The 17356-nt window shown below is 64.7% G+C and carries 25 protein-coding genes; 9 read left to right on the forward strand and 16 right to left on the reverse strand.

Annotation, left to right across the window (positions count from 1 at the left end; translation table 11 throughout):
• Positions 1-23 precede the first annotated feature (23 nt).
• The 9 genes from ACZZ93_RS02370 to ACZZ93_RS02410 form a co-directional block, all read right to left on the reverse strand.
• Complete coding sequence (locus ACZZ93_RS02370) at positions 24-359, reverse strand: DUF6804 family protein (RefSeq protein WP_017201924.1); 336 nt, start codon at positions 357-359, stop codon at positions 24-26.
• Positions 356-895: a signal peptidase II gene (gene lspA / locus ACZZ93_RS02375; protein WP_017201923.1), complete on the reverse strand. Its 540-nt coding sequence runs from the start codon at positions 893-895 to the stop codon at positions 356-358. The genes ACZZ93_RS02370 and lspA overlap by 4 nt, the downstream gene beginning before the upstream one ends.
• Positions 888-1592 (reverse strand): copper resistance CopC family protein, encoded by a 705-nt coding sequence (locus tag ACZZ93_RS02380; RefSeq protein WP_136025674.1) that lies wholly within the window; start codon positions 1590-1592, stop codon positions 888-890. The genes lspA and ACZZ93_RS02380 overlap by 8 nt, the downstream gene beginning before the upstream one ends.
• Complete coding sequence (locus ACZZ93_RS02385; protein WP_017201921.1) at positions 1549-2463, reverse strand: cation diffusion facilitator family transporter; 915 nt, start codon at positions 2461-2463, stop codon at positions 1549-1551. The genes ACZZ93_RS02380 and ACZZ93_RS02385 overlap by 44 nt, the downstream gene beginning before the upstream one ends.
• 26 nt (positions 2464-2489) lie before the next feature.
• Positions 2490-3290, reverse strand: a complete 801-nt coding sequence (locus ACZZ93_RS02390) for an NAD(P)-binding domain-containing protein (RefSeq protein WP_463510396.1) — start codon at positions 3288-3290, stop codon at positions 2490-2492.
• The gene (locus ACZZ93_RS02395; protein WP_463510397.1) at positions 3287-3460 is read right to left on the reverse strand and encodes an NAD(P)-binding protein; all 174 of its coding nucleotides are present in this window, start codon (positions 3458-3460) and stop codon (positions 3287-3289) included. The genes ACZZ93_RS02390 and ACZZ93_RS02395 overlap by 4 nt, the downstream gene beginning before the upstream one ends.
• Positions 3457-4122 carry a DsbA family protein gene (locus ACZZ93_RS02400; protein ID WP_017201919.1) on the reverse strand — a complete coding sequence of 222 codons (666 nt, stop codon included), beginning with the start codon at positions 4120-4122 and terminating at the stop codon, positions 3457-3459. The genes ACZZ93_RS02395 and ACZZ93_RS02400 overlap by 4 nt, the downstream gene beginning before the upstream one ends.
• Before the next feature lie 71 nt (positions 4123-4193).
• Entirely contained in the window at positions 4194-4667 is a 474-nt protein-coding gene (locus ACZZ93_RS02405; protein WP_463510398.1) for a hypothetical protein, read from the reverse strand.
• A 116-nt stretch (positions 4668-4783) separates the two neighbouring features.
• Entirely contained in the window at positions 4784-5740 is a 957-nt protein-coding gene (locus ACZZ93_RS02410; protein ID WP_017201918.1) for an acyltransferase family protein, read from the reverse strand.
• Between the two features lie 129 nt (positions 5741-5869).
• Between ACZZ93_RS02410 and cmtR the strand changes: the two genes are divergently transcribed.
• Genes cmtR through ACZZ93_RS02435 form a run of 5 tightly spaced genes read left to right on the forward strand, consistent with a single transcriptional unit; the run spans position 5870 to position 10248 of the window.
• Positions 5870-6229: a Cd(II)/Pb(II)-sensing metalloregulatory transcriptional regulator CmtR gene (gene cmtR, locus ACZZ93_RS02415; RefSeq protein WP_017201917.1), complete on the forward strand. Its 360-nt coding sequence runs from the start codon at positions 5870-5872 to the stop codon at positions 6227-6229.
• The gene (locus ACZZ93_RS02420) at positions 6226-8136 is read left to right on the forward strand and encodes a heavy metal translocating P-type ATPase (protein WP_463510399.1); all 1911 of its coding nucleotides are present in this window, start codon (positions 6226-6228) and stop codon (positions 8134-8136) included. The genes cmtR and ACZZ93_RS02420 overlap by 4 nt, the downstream gene beginning before the upstream one ends.
• Complete coding sequence (locus tag ACZZ93_RS02425; RefSeq protein ID WP_056417465.1) at positions 8136-8744, forward strand: cadmium resistance transporter; 609 nt, start codon at positions 8136-8138, stop codon at positions 8742-8744. Before ACZZ93_RS02420 ends, ACZZ93_RS02425 begins: the two co-directional genes overlap by 1 nt.
• A complete protein-coding gene (locus tag ACZZ93_RS02430) occupies positions 8741-9274 on the forward strand; it encodes a signal peptidase II (RefSeq protein WP_056417462.1) in 534 nt (177 codons plus the stop codon). The genes ACZZ93_RS02425 and ACZZ93_RS02430 overlap by 4 nt, the downstream gene beginning before the upstream one ends.
• Positions 9271-10248: an arsenic resistance protein gene (locus ACZZ93_RS02435; protein ID WP_056278740.1), complete on the forward strand. Its 978-nt coding sequence runs from the start codon at positions 9271-9273 to the stop codon at positions 10246-10248. The genes ACZZ93_RS02430 and ACZZ93_RS02435 overlap by 4 nt, the downstream gene beginning before the upstream one ends.
• 287 nt (positions 10249-10535) lie before the next feature.
• Here the strand turns inward: ACZZ93_RS02435 and ACZZ93_RS02440 are convergent, their stop codons facing one another.
• Both ACZZ93_RS02440 and ACZZ93_RS02445 read right to left on the reverse strand, forming a co-directional pair.
• The gene (locus tag ACZZ93_RS02440) at positions 10536-10961 is read right to left on the reverse strand and encodes a hypothetical protein (RefSeq protein ID WP_463510400.1); all 426 of its coding nucleotides are present in this window, start codon (positions 10959-10961) and stop codon (positions 10536-10538) included.
• A 46-nt stretch (positions 10962-11007) separates the two neighbouring features.
• On the reverse strand, positions 11008-11151 hold the full coding sequence (locus ACZZ93_RS02445) for a hypothetical protein (protein ID WP_157538179.1): 144 nt from the start codon (positions 11149-11151) through the stop codon (positions 11008-11010).
• A gap of 229 nt (positions 11152-11380) precedes the next feature.
• On the opposite strand from ACZZ93_RS02445, the gene ACZZ93_RS02450 reads away from it, so the two are divergent.
• Positions 11381-11512: a hypothetical protein gene (locus ACZZ93_RS02450; protein WP_268776162.1), complete on the forward strand. Its 132-nt coding sequence runs from the start codon at positions 11381-11383 to the stop codon at positions 11510-11512.
• Positions 11513-11689: 177 nt separating this feature from the next.
• Here ACZZ93_RS02450 and ACZZ93_RS02455 read toward each other — a convergent pair whose 3' ends face one another.
• The 4 genes from ACZZ93_RS02455 to ACZZ93_RS02470 all read right to left on the reverse strand — a co-directional run bounded on the left by ACZZ93_RS02455 (position 11690) and on the right by ACZZ93_RS02470 (position 15805).
• Positions 11690-12931 (reverse strand): Fic family protein, encoded by a 1242-nt coding sequence (locus ACZZ93_RS02455; RefSeq protein WP_230100800.1) that lies wholly within the window; start codon positions 12929-12931, stop codon positions 11690-11692.
• Positions 12932-13634: 703 nt separating this feature from the next.
• A complete protein-coding gene (locus ACZZ93_RS02460; RefSeq protein WP_157538177.1) occupies positions 13635-14426 on the reverse strand; it encodes a hypothetical protein in 792 nt (263 codons plus the stop codon).
• Between the two features lie 36 nt (positions 14427-14462).
• On the reverse strand, positions 14463-15143 hold the full coding sequence (locus ACZZ93_RS02465) for a hypothetical protein (RefSeq protein WP_463510401.1): 681 nt from the start codon (positions 15141-15143) through the stop codon (positions 14463-14465).
• A 284-nt stretch (positions 15144-15427) separates the two neighbouring features.
• The gene (locus ACZZ93_RS02470; protein WP_463510402.1) at positions 15428-15805 is read right to left on the reverse strand and encodes a hypothetical protein; all 378 of its coding nucleotides are present in this window, start codon (positions 15803-15805) and stop codon (positions 15428-15430) included.
• Between the two features lie 93 nt (positions 15806-15898).
• Between ACZZ93_RS02470 and ACZZ93_RS02475 the strand changes: the two genes are divergently transcribed.
• From ACZZ93_RS02475 to ACZZ93_RS02485, 3 genes are read left to right on the forward strand one after another with little or no spacing between them, the layout of a single operon-like run.
• The gene (locus ACZZ93_RS02475) at positions 15899-16255 is read left to right on the forward strand and encodes a hypothetical protein (protein WP_463510403.1); all 357 of its coding nucleotides are present in this window, start codon (positions 15899-15901) and stop codon (positions 16253-16255) included.
• A 60-nt stretch (positions 16256-16315) separates the two neighbouring features.
• Positions 16316-16522: a hypothetical protein gene (locus tag ACZZ93_RS02480; protein WP_463510404.1), complete on the forward strand. Its 207-nt coding sequence runs from the start codon at positions 16316-16318 to the stop codon at positions 16520-16522.
• Positions 16519-17013, forward strand: coding sequence for a hypothetical protein (locus ACZZ93_RS02485; RefSeq protein ID WP_463510405.1), 495 nt, complete (start codon positions 16519-16521; stop codon positions 17011-17013). Before ACZZ93_RS02480 ends, ACZZ93_RS02485 begins: the two co-directional genes overlap by 4 nt.
• On the opposite strand, the gene ACZZ93_RS02490 is transcribed toward ACZZ93_RS02485, so the two are convergent.
• Positions 17004-17345, reverse strand: a complete 342-nt coding sequence (locus ACZZ93_RS02490) for an SOS response-associated peptidase family protein (protein ID WP_157538173.1) — start codon at positions 17343-17345, stop codon at positions 17004-17006. The two genes, ACZZ93_RS02485 and ACZZ93_RS02490, sit on opposite strands and share 10 nt — an antisense overlap.
• Positions 17346-17356 lie beyond the last annotated feature (11 nt).

Consider the following 17356-nt stretch of genomic DNA (forward strand, 5'->3'; position numbering starts at 1 on the left):
TCGTGACGCGAAGCTCACGCCGCTCACTTCCGGATCACCTTGATCGTCGCACCCGCTGCCAAGAAGACCACGGCCGCGACGGGCTGTGCTGTGGTCCACACGACACCGGAGAAGGGGAACGGCATCACCGGATTCCAGAGCACGGCGATCGCGAGGAAAACCGGGATCCACCACCAGTGGCGTGCCTGCAGCGCAAACCACCCGACGATCAGCCCGAAAATCGAGGCGATGAAGAGGACGAGCGGTGCCCAGTTCGCCTGGAAGAGCGCCGGGGCCAGGAACAGGATCGCGGCGGCGACGAGGCTGGGGGCCAGGGCATTCCGCTGGTAAGTGGAGGGGACGCGTTCTTTGGGACTCATGGGTGAACCGTTTCTTCGGCGGGTACAGGGTCGACGGGATCGGGGCGGGACGCGGGGTCTGGCCGGCGACGGCTTGTGCGCAGACCCGCGACGATGAGGAATACGGCACCGATGCCGAGAGCGACATCGGCGAGGTTGCCGATGAACAGGTTCCCGTAGGCGAGGAAGTCGGTGACGTGCCCGATCCCGAACGCGGGCGGCGAGAATAAGCGATCGATGAGGTTTCCGATCGCACCGCCCACGATGAAACCGAAACCAACCGCCGACCAGACGTTCCGGGCTCGGATGGCGGCACCGATGAGGACCGCGGTGACAGCGACCCCGATGACGGTGATGACCCATGTGGAACCTTCCCCGAGCGAGAAGATCGCCCCGGGGTTGAAGGCCAGTTGAAGACCGAGCCAGTCACCGATCAGCGGTATACGCGCATCTTGCCGCAACGTGTTCAGAGCAAGAGTCTTGGTGCCTTGATCGATCAGGATGACGATGGCGGCGACGATGAGCATCACGGCCGACCGGCGGACTCGATCACGCATCGGCGTCGTTCTCCGTAGCTGCGGCATCCTTGGCGGCCTGTGCGCGGTCGCGCTGGTGACGCTGGCGCCCGGCCATAACCACTCCCACAACGCCGATCCCCAGAATCAGTGCCAGACCCGAGAGGAAGAACAGGGGCAGCAGTTCGAAAGCGCCGCCGCCGGATGCCGTGCCACCGTATGTTTGCGCGGGTCGGGCCGGTTCCGGCTCCTCGGTTGGGGAGGTTTCAGGGGTGGGGCTTGTGGTCGGAGTGCTGGGTTCCGTGGCCATCGCGGGCGTGACGGTGTAGACATACTCTCCGCTGATCGGGTGTCCGTCGGCGGAGACGGTCTTCCAGCGGACGGTGAAGATGCCGGTTGCGGCGTCCGGGGAGAGGTGTTGGGTGATCGAGTCACCGCTCACCGTCGGCGGGTCGACGGCGACGTTTGCTCCGCTTTCATCGATAACCTCGACGACCGTTGCGTCGTCACCACCGGTGAGGGTTCCGGTGAACATCAGAGAGATCTCGTCGGGGGATCCGTTGATGGTCGAGTCGGCGGTGGGGTACGACGAAACGAAGTCGTCATGAGCGGCGGCCGGAGATGCAGCCCCAAGTACGACGGATGCCGACAACAACAGGGTGGTGAGGACGGCAGTGGTGCGTGCCGAGAGGCGTTTATGCATGGGTGTCGTGCTCTCCGGGGTGGGATTCGGGTTCAATCTGGAAGGTGGAGTGTTCGATGCTCACGGCGAAATGTTCGCTGACGCATTGCTGAAGTGATGCCAGCAGTTCGGCGGAAGCTTCCATCGTGACGGTGTCATCGACCACAACATGGGCGGTGAGCGTGGGGAGGTCGGTCGAGACCTGGGTCGCGTGGAGGTCGTGCACCGCGACCACGTGCGGAAGGGCAAGGATGTGGCGGCGAACATCCTCGAGGTCGAGACCGGCAGGTGTGGACTCCAACAGGACCCGGCCGGATGCTCGCAACAGGATGAGGGTGCGGGGAATGATGAGTAGCGCGATTAAGACGCCCGCGACAGCGTCCGCCTGATACCAACCGAAAACGGCGATGAGGATGGCGCTGGCGATGACGCCGACGGAACCGAGGGCATCGTTGACGACCTCGAGGAACGCGGCGCGCATGTTGAGATTGCGCCCGCGGCCGCTGAACAATACGAGCATGGAGGCGATGTTGGCGACGAGACCGACGATGCCGAAGAACAGCAGACTTCCCGAAGCGATCTCCGGGGGCTCGAACAGCCGACGTACGCCTTCCACGAGCGCGAAGATGCCCACTCCGAGCAGCAGAGCTGCTTGAGCGAGTGCACCGAGCACCTCAGTGCGTTGAAGACCGAAGGTGTACTTGGGAGTCGGGGGACGGTTCATCAGATGCGCAGCGGTGACGGCCATCGCCAACCCGACGACATCGGTGAGCATGTGCGCCGCATCAACGAGCAGTGCGAGGCTGCCTGTGATGATTGCCCCGACTACTTCGATGATGAAGACCGAGGAGGTGATCGCGAACGCGATGACCAGGCGATTGCGGGGAGTGGCGTCACCGATACCGTGACTGTGCCCTGTTTCTGTCATGGTGCTCCTTTATGGCCGTCCGACGATTAGCCGGGCGACGGTCGCCGCTTCACGGCTCGCCCCAGCGAGGGTGTCAGCGTCCGCCCGGGAGTATCGCGGCATGCCAACAGTGAACAGTCCGGGGATGCGCGCACTGACGTGTAATGGCTGCCCGGGGGCTCCGAATCGGGCAGCCATCCGTCTGCCGGCTCGTACCCGGTCGCGAGGATCAGGGATTGCGGCTTCATGGACGCCCCATCGGCGAACATCACGGTGTCTCCGTTGACCCCCGTTACGGCGGCGGCATGAGTGACGTCTGTCGAAGCTGCGCGGGGGCGTGCCTCGGACATCGGACCCTTACGTCGCAGCCTTGACCAGATGGGCCGCTCTGATGCCCGTGGTGGTTCCGCTCGAGTCGCGAGGGTGACGTCGTGGGAGGACGTGAGTTCTTCAGCAATCTCCACTCCGCTGTATCCGCCGCCAACGATCAACACGCGGCCGGGGGGTATCTGCGCGGGGTCGAGGTACTGGCTGGAATGCAGCACAACACCGGGCACTGCCAGTTCCTGGCGCCACCCCGGTATGCGCGGCACGGCGGCAGCTCCCGTTGCACAGACCACATTTCGTGTTTGCACTTCCCCGGCGGAGGTCGACAGATGCAGCGTGGATCCGTCGCCCAACCGGTTGACTCCAAGAGCTCGTGTGCTCCACACGGTCTTCACACCGATGGCTTTCTCCACCGAAGACAGATAGTCGGACATCTCATCCGCACTCGGATGACGATCTTCATCGCCCGGGAAAGGGAACCCGCGGACGACACTGTGGCGTGCCGCACTGCGCAGTTTCATCGACTGCCACCGTGTGGCCCAGCTTCGTTGACCGGGGGTGCAGAATCGATGATCACGAAGTCTTTCTGTGGCTCAAGCCCGGAGGACCTGAGCGCGGCGGCTGTCGCCAATCCGGAATGCCCGGCGCCAACGATGATGACGCGACGGTGCGATAGCGAACGCGCCATCATTCAGCACCGTTCACCGCGGCTTCAATGCTGTCCTCCAGGTCGGTCCACGTTTCCAGCACGACAGGCTCTCCATCGATGAAGAACGAGGGGGTACTGCTGACACCGAGCTGCTCACCCTCGTCGAGATCGAACTGGACCCGTTCTGCTGTCGCCGGATCAGCGACCGCATCATCGAACGCGGCCATGTCCAATCCGAGTTCCTCCGCAAACCCCCGGAACAGGTCCGCACGAGACTCTTGAGCCTCACCCCATTGAGGCTGCGTCTCGAACAGGCGGTGATACATGTCTTCCAGCCGCCCCTGCTGCGCTGCGGCTTCGGCAGCGATTGCGGCGTTCTTCGAGTTGAGGTGACCAGGCAGCGGGAAGTAGCGGATCACGTACGTGATCTCGCCATCGAACTTGCCGCGCAGATCCTCGACGAGGGGATAAAACGCACCGCAGGCCTCGCACTCGAAATCGAGGAATTCGACAACCGTCACCGCCCCTTCCCCTCCGTCATCGAGGACATGCGAGTTCTCACGGACGACCTGTGGACCGTCAGCGGTCCCCGTCTCGGGTGCGGCAGCTCGATTCTGATTGACAAGGACGAAGACCAGCGCGACGACCAGCAACACCACGGCGAGAGCAACGGTGACAAGTACCGCTTTCACGGAAGATTTCATAGACACTCCAAACACACACAACGAACGAGGGCGACCAGTGGAGCGCCATCGAAGAGATGGCGCCGCCAGAGTCAGGTCCGCGACAGAGAAAGCTGTGTGAGAGAAGGAGGCAATGCGAACAGGCGCCCCGTCATGGCCGCCAGTGATGGTGCGCGCGGCAAACGTTCGCGAATGTGAGAACCGGAGACGTGCCGGCGGAAGGTCCGCGTGACGATGAGCACCAAGAAGCAGCAGATGATACCCAAGAGGCACCCGGCAACACCGATCACGATGTCGTTTGCGGTATCCCCGGTCACGAATTGTTCGGCGGTCGCGCCGACAACGCTTTCACCGGAACCAGCGGAGTCCTGGCCGACAGAAGGCGTCCCTAGTGACGACGAGGATGTCGTGCTCAGATACGGAGTCGTATCTGTCACGTCACGATGGCCGCCCGGCCATGCTCCGACAACGAGAAGAAGCGCCAGCCCGAGGGCTGTAATGATCTTCGTTATCAGGAACTCGTCGGCTCGGCTAACGCATTTGTGAGCGCGACCGTGGACGACCATGACCTCAGGATGATACCAGCCCCACCAATCAAGTCTTCTTGCGAACCCGTGAGCCACGCGCCCGTTCTACGGGCGAAGCGAGAAAGCCTTGGGACGTCGTCCGCTGAGCCAGCCCATCACCCATCAACTGGACCAGTTCCAACAAACCGCCACCACACCCAACCCGCCCCGATCATGCCCGGAACGATCACCAGCCATCCCAAGTAGAAGTTCTCGGCAGGGCGGCCATACGCGTTACTCCAGAGTGCGATGAGACCGCCGTGCAGCAAGTACAGGGACAACGCCACCTGACCGCACGCGCACAGGGGAACAAAGACAGCACCCCAAAAACGCTCTGCATGCTCCCGCCTCACCGTAGCCCCCAGCACAACGCAGACGTAGACGGCGAACACCAAGCCAATATCCCTCAGAGAGTCCAGGTAGTCCCCCGATAACACCGTGCCGAAGCGCTGCCCGAAACCCCAGGCAAGATACGCCAACAGCGCCACAGCCGCCATGATCCACAACAAGCGATCGCGTTTCAAGCCGTGACGGATCAACAGGGCACCGATGAGGAACACCGGCAACAGGTTGACCACCCGATACTGAGGGCCCAGGAACATCCAGGTCGTGACCTCACGCACGGGCGGCGGCGCGGTGTAGACCCAAATCCAGGTGCGTGCGACGCTCAGCAATGGCTGACTGGCCAGGACAAGGACCGCTGTCGCGGCGATCACGACCGAGCTGCGCAGGAGTAGAAGGGGCGCGCCGAGGATGATGAGCAGCCCGAGATAGCTCAGGATGACCGCCAGCCAGGAGCCCCACGTGGCCATCCACACACCCAGGACGATGAGGAACAGGCCACGCAGAGCCTGTTGCAGCAACGTCACCCCCGCAGCGCCGCCGCGTCTCCACACAAGCTCCGCCGACATGCCCATGACGAGTGCGAAGAGCGGCGACGCGACACTACTGAAGTTCGCCGTGACGAATTGCACCGCCCACGGTGCGTTCGGCACGAACGGAGCAGCGTGCGCGATGAGCATCGCGACAATCGCGAACCCGCGGAGCGCGTCCGGAACCAGAAGACGGCTCATGTCAGAGACGCGTCGAGCTCGCCTGTGCATTCTGGGCGGCAGCGTTCTTTCGGGCTCGAAGACCATGCCCTGAGGGCATTGGCTTGACCGCATAGGAAATAGGTCAGCGGAGACTGTATAGTTCAGCTTATGCTGACCATTGCTTCTCGTCTCGACGTCATGAATCGGCTCGGCCGCGCCATGGCTGATCCTACGCGTTCTCGGATTCTCATGACTCTGCTCGGTGGCCCGAGCTACCCCGCAGTCCTGTCCCGTGAGCTAGAGCTGACGCGCTCCAACGTGTCGAACCATCTCACCTGCCTGCGTGACTGCGGGATCGTTGTCGCCGAGCCTGAGGGCCGGCAAACCCGCTACGAGATCGCCGACCCTCATCTCGCCGCGGCCCTCCTCGCGCTTGTGGATGTGACGCTGGCTGTGGACGAGCACGCGCCGTGTGTGGACTCGGCCTGCACGGTGCCGGGCTGCTGCGGAGCAGGGGCTGACGCGTGAGCGCGGCGTGCGGCTGCGAGCACGAGTCCGCCGCCCCGGCGGGAGAGGAACACGAAGAGGCTGAGCGGCCGTGGTGGAGGGACCGCGGGATCATGGTGCCGGTCCTTTCCGGCGTTGCGTTCCTCGTCGGCCTGATCCTCGAGTGGTCCGGCCTCGAGATTCCGGCGCTCGTGCTGTTCTGGGCCGGTCTGCTGCTGGGTGCGTCGACGTTCACGCCTGGCGCGATACGAAAGCTGTTCAAGGGCAAGCTCGGCATCGGACTGCTGATGACCATCAGCGCCATCGGTGCAGTCGTCCTCGGATACGTCGAGGAGGCCGCGGCTCTGGCGTTCCTGTACTCGATCGCTGAGGCGCTCGAAGACAAGGCGATGGACCGGGCCCGCGGGGGGCTACGGGCGCTCCTGAAGCTCGTCCCGGAAACAGCGACCGTGCTGCAGGGCGGCAACGCTGTGCAGGTGCAAGCGAGAGAGCTTATGGTCGGTCAGGTCATGGTGGTCCGCCCGGGCGAGCGGATCGCAACGGATGGGATCGTCCGCTCCGGTCGCTCCAGCCTGGACACCTCGGCGATCACTGGGGAGTCGATCCCGGTCGAGGTCCAGCCTGGCGATGTTGTGTCGGCCGGCGCGATCAACAGCGCCGGCGCGCTGGAGGTCGAAACGACGGCTGCGGGCACCGACAACTCGCTCACCACGATCGTCGAACTGGTAGAGAAAGCACAGACCGAGAAGGGCGAGCGTGCTCGTCTCGCGGACAGGATCGCCCGCCCGCTGGTGCCCGGCGTGCTGATCCTCGCAGCGCTTGTCGCGATCATCGGTTCGCTGCTGGGCGACCCCGAGGTGTGGATCACCCGCGCGCTCGTCGTGCTGGTCGCCGCTTCTCCGTGTGCGCTGGCGATCTCGGTGCCGCTGACGGTCGTCGCTGCGATCGGTGCGGCGAGCAAGTTCGGTGTGATCATCAAGTCCGGCGCCGTTTTCGAGCGCTTCGGGACGGTCCGGCACGTCGCCGTCGACAAGACCGGAACCCTCACCCGCAACGAGCCCGTGGTCACCGCCGTGCTCACCACGAACGGTGTAACCGAGGTCCAGGCGTTGGCGTGGGCGGCTGCCCTGGAGCAGCACAGCACACATCCTCTTGCCTCAGCAATCACCGCCGCAGCCTCGGGGACACCGGCAGCTGCAGATGTGACCGAGCAGGCCGGCCACGGTATTGACGGCACCGTCGACGGATCGAGAATCACCGTCGGCAGTCCCCGCTGGCGGGACGCCGGCGACCTCGTCGAGCGGGTCGCAACGCTGGAAGAGCAGGGCATGACCGTCGTCATCGTGCACCGCGACGGGTCACCGGTCGCCGCGATCGGCGTCCGTGACGAGCTGCGCCCTGAAGTCTCTGACGTAGTCCGGACACTCACCGGCCAGGGCGTCGGCGTGACGATGCTCACCGGCGACAACGCCCGGACCGCTCGTGCTCTGGCTGCGCAGGCCGGGATCAGCGCCGTGCGAGCGGAGCTGCGCCCGGAGGACAAGGCGACCGCGATCGCAGAACTGTCGAAGGCAGGACCGGTCGCGATGATCGGCGACGGCATCAACGATGCCCCGGCCCTCGCTAGCGCAGACGTCGGCATCGCGATGGGCGCGACAGGCTCCGACGCAGCGATCGAATCCGCCGACGTGGCCTTCACCGGCCATGATCTGCGCCTCATCCCGCGGGCGTTCGATCACGCCCGGCGCGGTCGACGGATCATCAACCAGAACATCATCCTGTCGCTGCTGATCATCACCGCCCTGCTCCCGCTCGCGCTCTTCGGCGTCCTGGGGCTCGCGGCTGTCGTCCTGGTCCACGAGGTCGCGGAGGTCATCGTGATCCTCAACGGCCTGCGTGCCGCCCGCACGCCACGACTGGAAAGCTGATGCTCGCCACCATCGGTTCAGCGATCGGCCTTTTTGCGGCGACGAACATCGACGACATCGTCGTGCTCACCGTGCTGTTCCTCGCCTCCAGTCGAGGGAAACCCCGCCCGTGGCAGATCATCGCAGGCCAGTATCTCGGGTTCATCACCCTGGTCGTGATCAGTGTGATAGCCGCGCTCGGGCTCACGATCGTTCCGGACGAATGGGTCGGGTTCCTGGGTCTGATCCCGCTCGGCATCGGCGTGTGGACGCTCATTCGCGGCTTGCGCCGCAACGGCGACAATGACGACGACGACTCCAAGATCACCGCGGTCGGACTATGGGGCGTCGCAGGGATCACGATCGCCAACGGGGCCGACAATATCTCCCTCTACACGCCAATCTTCCGCACCAGCACCCCAGTCGACGTCGCGATCATGATCGTCGTGTTCCTCATCCTCGTCGCGGTCTGGTGTGCGGCCGGTCGGCTCATCGGCACCAACAAGGCAGTCACCGAAGCGCTGGAGCGCGTCGAGCACTGGCTGGTACCGGCAGTGTTCATCGGCCTGGGCCTGTTCATCCTGATCGAATCTGGGGTCATCGTCCGTCTGATCGAGGTCCTCGCATGACCTCCTCCCGGACAGAGGCTCGCCCGCCCGCTGCGCGCAAGCTGTCGTCGGCACGGCGGTGGCAGCTCACTGGTGGAACGCTCCTGATCGCCGTGGTTGTCGTGCTGATTGATCAGGGAACCAAGGTGTTGGCCGAAGCGACCCTCACCGAGCGCGAGCGCATCCCGCTGATCGGTGACCTCCTGGGTTTGCAGCTCGCCTATAACCCCGGAGCGGCATTCTCGTTCGGGGAAGGCTTCACCTGGGTATTCGCGCTGCTCGCTGTCGCCGCCACCGTCACAGCGATCGTGTTCGCGTTCCGAGTGCAACGCCCGGCGTGGGCGATCGTGATCGGCGCTCTCGGTGGCGCTGCCGCCTCACACGCAGGCGACCGCCTCTTCCGCGACCCCGGATTCGCCCGTGGACACGTCGTGGACTTCCTCGCCTACGGGAACTGGTTCATCGGCAACCTCGCCGACATCGTGATCTTCGCCGCAGCGATCACCGGAGCAGTTTTCATGATCCGCGCAGACGAGGAGAGCACCGAGTGAGATCTCTCGTGCGGTGGTGGGACACTCATCAACTCGCCCTCTACATCGGCGCAATCGCCGTGGGGGCGGCCATCGGGCTGATAACGCCGCAGGCCGCTCCGAGCCTCGAGCACTCGATCGAACCCGCACTGATGTTGCTGTTGTTCGCCACTTTCCTCGGCGTCCCGCTTATCGAGGTGAAGCGCGCGTTCCGTGACATCAGGTTTCTGGGCACGGTGCTGGTGGCGAACTTTGTCATTGTGCCGATGCTCGCCTGGGGTCTCTCCCGTTTCGTAGTCGACGACCGGGGACTGCTCCTCGGGGTGTTGTTCGTCCTGCTGACCCCGTGCATCGATTACGTCATCGTGTTCGCTGGTCTCGCGGGTGGTGCTGGCGCGCGACTGCTCGCAGCCGCACCGCTGCTGATGTTGGTCCAGATCCTGCTGCTCCCGGTGTTCCTGTTCCTCTTCGCCGGCGGCGCTGTGCTCGGTGTGGTTGACATCGGCCCATTCATCCGGGCATTCCTGTTGCTGATCGTGGTCCCACTCTCTGCAGCAGCGGTTGTGCAGGCTCTTGCGCGTCGTTATCGGGGAGGGCGGTTTATCGAGAAGATCATGGCGGGTGCGATGGTGCCGCTGATGATGGTGACCCTCGCCGTAGTCATCGGTTCCCAGATCGCCGCCGTTGGATCGCAGATCACCGCGCTCCTGCGTGTAATGCCGCTGTACATCGCATTCGTCGTCCTCGCCGTCGCGATCGGGAAGCTCGCCAGCCGCGTCGCACAACTAGACGTTTCCGCCACCCGCGCGGTGATGTTCTCCACCGCGACGCGCAACTCGCTCGTCGTCCTACCGCTCGCTCTCGCCCTTCCCGCCTCGATGAGCATGGCCCCGCTCGCGATAGTCACGCAAACCCTTGTCGAGCTGGTCGCGATGCTCGTCCTCGTCCGCGTGGTCCCCCTTCTCGCGCGCGAACCACGGCCGAGCCTCGCCTAGCCGCAGCACTGAACTATAAATCGGAGCGGTCGTCCCACCGAAAACGATCGTTTCCGGCGGCTTGGAGGATCGCCCTGGTCAACGTCACGACACGCCGAGGATCGACCCGCCGTAACCCCCTGCCGAAACGCAATAGCACCGAAACCGGTGGTGTAGCGTTTCCGGCTGGCCAATCCGAGCGGGTTCGGCCGAACCTGAAGGCCCACGTCAGTCGCGAGCGTTGAACACCTGGAAGGCGACGCCATCCTCGTGCTGCCAGTGGGAGGCGATGCCGAGCGAGCGCTTCGTCAGCTCATGCCGGAAGGCCTCGATGTCGTCTTCCGTGAAGATCCACGCGTGCTGGGACGAGCGGGCACGGTACTGGGCGAAGGCGCGGATGTTGATCCTGCAGGCGAACGATGAGAAGTCGACGCTGCGGGGAGAGCTCGCCCGGCTTCGCGATCGACCTGCCTGGGCGAACCGCGGTGGTCGCCGTACTCGGTGCCGGCGCGCATCATCTCGGCGACCATGTCCAGGCCCTTCAGGTGCTCCGGCGTCGGGTACGTGGGTCGCTGCGCGGCCATGAGGGCGTCGTACTCATCACAAAGACGCCGCTGGTCGACGCTGTAGATAGTCCTGAGATCCGAGAACGCGCGCTCGTTGTCGTTGATGACCTGACGCAGAGCAACCAACTCGCCGGTGTCGTGCGGGGTCGTGCTGTAGATGAGAACCATCGGTGTTCTCCTCGAGGTCGTGTGTGGGGTGAGCGTCGAGCGCAGGTCAGTCGATCTCGCCTGCCTTCAGCGCGCGCTTGATCGCTTTCATCGACCGCCAAGGGCGACCCTTCAGCGCGTCGTCCTGCGTGATGACGAGAGCTCGGATGTGCCGGGCGGTCTTCTTGTCGATCGGTTTCTGTTCAGGCATGGGGCCACTTATTCGGGGTCAGGGTCGGTCGTGACGAGCGGGGTGGAGGCTCGCTGAGCAACTGAGGTTTGTGAGGTTGTAAACACGTAAACCCCGGAATCACGCGGATCGACGAGGACTCCGCATAGAGAGGTTTCTGGGGTTGCGGTCGCCAGCCGCAGTGGCTGTCTGAACGGATCCGTCGCGCGGGGGATGACCGGGGGCACGCCGAGTCCGTAGCGTGAATCGCATGGATATCGCTTCGATGATCATGGGCGGCTCGATCGTTTCGATCGGGTGGATCGCGTTCTGGCCGTGGGCGCAGCTGAAACGGCTTCGCGAGCTCGAGGGAACTGCAGCCGCAGGTCCGGACCCGGATTAGACCTCGTTCAGAGGCAATGCGCGCTCGGATCCGCTCGATTGCTGGGGGTCTCCGTCGAAGTGCCCAGCAACCGAGCGCAGGGGAGCGCACGAAATCCGCGAGATTCCGCGGAAGTCGGATCGGGGGTCATAGGCAGTGCCGACCCGCCGGGGCTTATGACCCCGCGCTGGCGCGCGGCTAGCCTCGAGCGGTCATCCGGCGGATCTGCTCGGCGTATCCGTCGAGGACGTCGAAGATCCCGCGGTGCTGCCAGACGCGGTTGCGTCCTTGGCCGGTCGTCTCGGTGAGCACCCCGCGATCGGTGAGTGTGTCCAGCGCGCGCAGCGCCGCCATCTCGCCGAGTCCGAGCGCGCTCATGAGGTACTTCGTGTTCACAGCCGGCTGGCCCACGAGCGCGGGAAGGACCTTCCAGACCGCAGCGTCGGAGCGGACGCCCTGGAGTAGAGCGCGGGACTCGTCCAGCTGCGCGACGAGATCGTCGACCAACTGCGTCCCCGTGGACGCGGCGATGCGACTCGCCATGGCGAACTCGCGGATGATCGGGGCAGCGTCGCCGGCTCGGAAAGCGGTCAGCGCCTGGAAGTAGCGCCCGGTGTTCACGAGTAGTCCTGCAGAGATCGGTACGGCGGTGGAGCTGACGAGACCCTTGTTGCGCAGGATCGACTGCGCGAGCGCGCGGCCGGTGCGGCCGTTGCCGTCGACGAACGGGTGGATGGTCTCGAACTGGGCGTGCGCGACAGCGACCTGAACAAGCACGGAGATGTCCTGGCGCTGCACGAATCTGACCAGGTCACCGATCGCACCGGGAATCCGGTCGTGGTGGGGACCTATGAACTCCGCGTGGCGGGGGCCGGCGTTGCCGGGGCCGATCCAGACCTGTTCTTGGCGGTAGACACCGGCTTCCTGCTCGAGGCCGGATTGGTGGCGCAGCAGAGCGTGGTGCATCTGCAGGATGGAATCCTCGGAGATCTCGTCCGAGAGCGCGAGGGCTGCCTCCATGGCGCGGACGTTCCCGATGACGGTGAGCGCGTTGGCCTTGTCGCCTTCATCGATCTCGGCGAGAGCGAGCTGCTTCGCCGACGTCGTCAGCTGCTCGATCTGTGAGCTGGACGCGGACTCTGTGCGGAGCAGGATCGCGGTCATCGGGCCCAGGGCCGGGTTGTCGGTGCCCAACGTGCGCCGCGCATGCTCGTCGAACGCGACCAGCTGGCGCGTGGCGTCTTCGACGTCAGCGGCATCTTCGCTCGGGACCTGCGGGCTCCAATGAGCGATCGGAGCTGTGACCGTCGCCTCAAAGGGCCCGGTCTGACGCACAACCTCGGCCCGTGAGAACATCCCCGGTGCCCGCGGCTTCCAGTCCAGGGTCTCGCTCGAGATGGCATCGATGGGGATGCGGGTGCTGGGCGAAGACGTGGGCATCACACCATGATACCAACACTTATGAAACTAGGTGTTTGTAGGGGGTGACTCAACCCGCGTCTGGCGCGAAGAGCTATCTGCGGCGAGATCATCTCGCCGGATGAACTCGAGCGTCTCTTGGGTCGTGCAACCGTAGAAGGCGGCCCCGCAACGCTCAACCTGGGTCCTGAAGGCCAGCCGGAGCTGGGCACGACGATTAGCGAGGCGCCCGCGTTCACCGCCTTCTACGACTACCTACGCGCACGGCACCCCGAGCACGACCACCGGTATGACACCATATGGGACGCGCTCCGCCCCACCAACGCCAACACCGCCGTCGTTCTTTCGGCATGGTCTGAAGTCGTCGACGACGCACGATCCCTCGCCCGCCTCCTTGAGGTACGCGACGGCAAATGGTCCGTCCCCATCATCACAAGCCTCCTGGTGAGCCAAGGCAAGCTCAACGCGGCCTACGAAGAGATCGCGTCCCGTCTCCAGAGCCTCCGCAACAAGGTGGGCGGCGCCACCGAACCCCCACCGACGAGGTCGTGGACGACTTCGCATCCACCACGCGCGTCGTACGAGCACAACTCCGAAAGGCAGAGAAAAGCATCCGTCTCGCGCAAGCACGCGACCAGCTGCCCACGGACCAGTCACCTCACCGCCAGGCGGGTTCTGGCCGTGAATCGGGGACGAGTGAGGCAAGCAGCGGGTGTGCTGACGATCAGTAGGCCATCGGGTCGATCTTGGTGACGATGTCGTAGCCGTACTGTTCGGCTCCGTTCATGGCGAGCTGCACGTCGCGCTTGTACACGAACACCCGGTACCACTTGGTGGCGAAGAATCGCGGGGCGTTGCGGGTCTTTTTGAGGAGGGCGGCCCATTCGTCAGCACGCCATGAGCCGTCGACGAGCACGAAGGATTCACGGTGTGCTTCCAAGAGGCGGCGGTTACGAACGTACTCGTCCATGACCTGACGGAGGTCGAGGTCCTGCTCAATCGCAGCTTTGATCGCCGCCGAGAGGCGCGGCCCATAAGGTTCGGGCCACTCCCACGCCCAGAGCGGGTCGTAGGGCGGTTGCAGCAGGCGCTTGATGTTGTGCGCGATTGCGTCCGGAACGGCCAAGAGGTCGAGGTCCGACTCGTGCTTCGTGCGCTCGGTGAAGATCGCGTCCGCGGAGGACTCGACCTCGTCGAGCAACTGCACTACCCGATAGGCGTGCACGATGCCTGGGTAACGCTCGAGTGGTTCTCCTGTCGGAACGGCTTTCACCACCGGGACCAATCGGTCGAGCTGAGTTCGACCGGGAGTTAGATCATTGCATTCTTCGTCCCAGACGATCGGATGCCGGAGCACTGCACGTGCCTTCTCGACCACCGCACCCTCAGCATTGGTTACCTCAAGACTTCGAGCGCGCTTCGATAGGCGGCGCTCGGCACCGAGCACAACGCCACCAACCAGCCCACCTGTGACCACGCCGACGAGCAGGTCGGGTAAAAACGAATCCCAATTCACCCGCTCAGTATGCCGTGCGGTGGCGAAGAGCGAAGGTCAGGCGGGCGGAAAGATCGTGTCGAAAAGACGTTGGCCTAGTACGCCCAGCAGTGCGCCGATAACGAGGAGCAGCCCTTGTATGCCGACGGCGCGGAATCGAGAGGGGCCACGTTCGCCAAGAACCACTCGAGACCGCCCCGTGAAGGCAATGTAGGCACCGAGAAGGGCTACCTGGCCGATGGCTGAAGTGAGCACGGCGGGCAGCCAGTCGGCGCCCAACGCGATCAACCCGAAGTAGATCACGGCGTTGGCCGCGAAGAGCAGACCCGTGAAGGCGAGCCACCCTCGGAACGTGGTCAGCCACGCCCACTTCGGTACGAAGCGGATGATGGCTTCTCGCGCCCACGGTTCGGTCAACCGCAGCCAGTCTTGGTCGGTCGACTGGAGCATGATCTCGACGCTCCGCTGGACCAGCGTGATGCGAATCATGCGATCCCCGAGCGTCAGCCGAAGCCCGACGTACGCGTGAGTGCTGGGGATCTCGATCGTGGACACGACGTCCTCGACGGCAACCGTGGGATGGTCCTCCCGCCCCTGCTTGCTCTTGGTCACCCAGTAGACCGAAATCGGGGTGTCCACATCGACGTTTGCCCCGGAAGTCAGGTTGCGTTGCGCGTCGCTGATCAGTCCGACGAACTCAGTTGGGGTGATTCGCCACACGTTGGCGGTGAAGGGCACGACAGACGGCATCATCCGAATAACGAATCGGGAATCACGATCACCGCGGGGCAGCGGGGGATCGCAACACACCGATGTGATCAGCTGGAAGTGTGAGCGGAGCTCCTGTTAAGTTGTGCTTGCACCTGAACTGTGACCGAAGCCTCGCCCAACCGGCGGGGCTTTTGTCGTACCCGGGAGACGAGGTGTGTGGGCGGCCGGGGTCTGGAAAGGCCCGGACGCGCGGTCCCCAGCCCGCAGCGGCGCCCCTGGCACGAGTAAGCCGCCGCCCACGTCCCGGTCGGTTAGTCGACGAGTGTGACGGTGAATCGCTGCTGCAGGTCGACGCCGTTCACGTTCAGGCCCGCGTGGGCGCTGTCGATGCCGTCGGGCCCGACACTGGCGTCCACGAAGTGCACCGAGATCGATTCGCGAGTGATGGTGACCTTGTCGAGCGGGTAGTTCGACTGACCGCCACCCATGTGGTCGAAGACGAACGCGCGGACCTCGGGGTCTTCGGTGCCCATGAACTTCACCCCAAACTGCTTCAAGCTGCTGGCCCGACCGCCGTACACCGTGACCGAGCACATGAAGTACTCGACACCGCTGGCGGGCGCCGGGTCGCCGAGCGCCCAGGTGATGTGCACGCCGTTGTCGTCGCGGCCGACGAGCACGCTTTGCATCAGTCTGGGGTTGACTACACCGCTCGCTCGTTCCATGCCCTCACCGTATCGGAAGCCGCAGGGGAGGGCACGTGAGTAAGCGCACGCACAACCGTGAGGACCAGCGGCAGCGGACCGAGTTCATTCGAAGCGGGCAAGCTGCTCGACGCGGACCCGGCGACCCGCCACCTGTCGGTGTGCTGGATCTGCACGCTGCGCATCGACTGCGAGCAGGCACCGGGTACGACGACCGACTCGCACACCCTCGACCACTACTACCCGGTCGAGGACTTTCCCGTGCTACAGAACGAACCCGACAACTTCCGCCACGCGCACTTCGACTGCAACAGCAGCCGCGGCAAGGGTGACGCCGAGCGTGGGCTTGGCGAACCAATGCCGGCGTGGTGGCGATTCGCCACCCCATCTTCCGGCTCGCTTCGCTGCGGCGCACATACCTCGCGCATGGGCTGAGCGAGCCGGACTTGACCGAACGGAGAAGCCTTGACCGCTGTCGCACCCATTGAGGGAACCGTGGACATCACTCTCGGCGCCGGTACGCCGACGCAGGTGGCGTCGTTCACCGTGCCCGTGAGTCTCGAGGACCAGGGTGGCGGGCGCGTGGTGCTGCACGCGGCGGCGGTCGACCCGATCAAGGCCGCGGCCGGCGAGGCGCTCTCGCAGGCAGCGGACGCCCTACTCGCATCCATCCCGACCGCGATCCTCGAGGACGCCCGATGAATCGCTTCGCAGCTGTGGGACTGTTCGTGGAGGCGGCGAAGGGCAAGCGCATCGCGGTCTTCACGCCGCGCCATGCTGACATCACGGATGTGCTGCGCTGCTTCGAGCGGGTGCCCAGGGTGGTCGAGTGGCCGGGTGTTCGCATTCGCCACTACAAGGGGGATTCGCACATCGACCTGGGTGGGCGCGGCCGCATCACGTTCCACAGCGTGCGTTCGAACGTACGGGGGATCAGCGCCGACATGGTGTTCATCAACCAGGACGCGGACCGTTCACTGGACGACGGGCGTCACGATGACTTCCATCGCGACGCCCGTGCCATCGTGCTGCCAGACCCAAGGGGAGGTGGTCCGCGCATGAGTACCGACAAGGCCCACCCGGACCCGCGGGCGACAGTCCCACGCGTGGATGTACCGCCCGGCCAGGTGTCCAACCGCCACCGGCGCGGCTTCACGAACGCGTCCACTGCGAGGGAAAGTCGTCAGTTGTGAGCCAGCTGATGGGCTCTCCGTTGACCATCAGCACGATCCCGGCCACGCTGAGCGCGACTCCGCCGAAGGCGATGATCGCCCAGAGAATCTCTCGACGCCCAGCCATTAGGCGGCCTGCTCCAGCAGAGTCGGTTCAGCGGGGTCGACGGTGCGCGAGCTGCAGACCTTCCCGCCAACGATGTGCTCACGGATCGGGGAGGCGACAGTGCTCGAGCCGTGAGCCAGGTATCCCAAGTGTCGGGCGTCAGGAACGCTGGCATGCGGTCGTGCACCGCGCCACTGGCGTCGCGCGCTTCGCGGGAGATGACTACGAAGCAGGAGCTGAAGTTCAAGTTCGGTGCTC

It is taken from the genome of Microbacterium sp. AC026, from assembly GCF_979258475.1.

Bases quoted from the DNA above. Each gene is read 5' to 3' on its own strand.
- ACZZ93_RS02370 (WP_017201924.1), bottom strand. From the start codon at position 359: ATGAGTCCCAAAGAACGCGTCCCCTCCACTTACCAGCGGAATGCCCTG.
- lspA (WP_017201923.1), bottom strand. From the start codon at position 895: ATGCGTGATCGAGTCCGCCGGTCGGCCGTGATGCTCATCGTCGCCGCC.
- ACZZ93_RS02385 (WP_017201921.1), bottom strand. From the start codon at position 2,463: ATGACAGAAACAGGGCACAGTCACGGTATCGGTGACGCCACTCCCCGC.
- ACZZ93_RS02390 (WP_463510396.1), bottom strand. From the start codon at position 3,290: ATGAAACTGCGCAGTGCGGCACGCCACAGTGTCGTCCGCGGGTTCCCT.
- ACZZ93_RS02395 (WP_463510397.1), bottom strand. From the start codon at position 3,460: ATGATGGCGCGTTCGCTATCGCACCGTCGCGTCATCATCGTTGGCGCC.
- ACZZ93_RS02400 (WP_017201919.1), bottom strand. From the start codon at position 4,122: ATGAAATCTTCCGTGAAAGCGGTACTTGTCACCGTTGCTCTCGCCGTG.
- ACZZ93_RS02405 (WP_463510398.1), bottom strand. From the start codon at position 4,667: ATGGTCGTCCACGGTCGCGCTCACAAATGCGTTAGCCGAGCCGACGAG.
- ACZZ93_RS02410 (WP_017201918.1), bottom strand. From the start codon at position 5,740: ATGAGCCGTCTTCTGGTTCCGGACGCGCTCCGCGGGTTCGCGATTGTC.
- cmtR (WP_017201917.1), top strand. From the start codon at position 5,870: ATGCTGACCATTGCTTCTCGTCTCGACGTCATGAATCGGCTCGGCCGC.
- ACZZ93_RS02425 (WP_056417465.1), top strand. From the start codon at position 8,136: ATGCTCGCCACCATCGGTTCAGCGATCGGCCTTTTTGCGGCGACGAAC.
- ACZZ93_RS02430 (WP_056417462.1), top strand. From the start codon at position 8,741: ATGACCTCCTCCCGGACAGAGGCTCGCCCGCCCGCTGCGCGCAAGCTG.
- ACZZ93_RS02440 (WP_463510400.1), bottom strand. From the start codon at position 10,961: ATGGTTCTCATCTACAGCACGACCCCGCACGACACCGGCGAGTTGGTT.
- ACZZ93_RS02445 (WP_157538179.1), bottom strand. From the start codon at position 11,151: ATGCCTGAACAGAAACCGATCGACAAGAAGACCGCCCGGCACATCCGA.
- ACZZ93_RS02450 (WP_268776162.1), top strand. From the start codon at position 11,381: ATGGATATCGCTTCGATGATCATGGGCGGCTCGATCGTTTCGATCGGG.
- ACZZ93_RS02455 (WP_230100800.1), bottom strand. From the start codon at position 12,931: ATGCCCACGTCTTCGCCCAGCACCCGCATCCCCATCGATGCCATCTCG.
- ACZZ93_RS02470 (WP_463510402.1), bottom strand. From the start codon at position 15,805: ATGCAAAGCGTGCTCGTCGGCCGCGACGACAACGGCGTGCACATCACC.
- ACZZ93_RS02485 (WP_463510405.1), top strand. From the start codon at position 16,519: ATGAATCGCTTCGCAGCTGTGGGACTGTTCGTGGAGGCGGCGAAGGGC.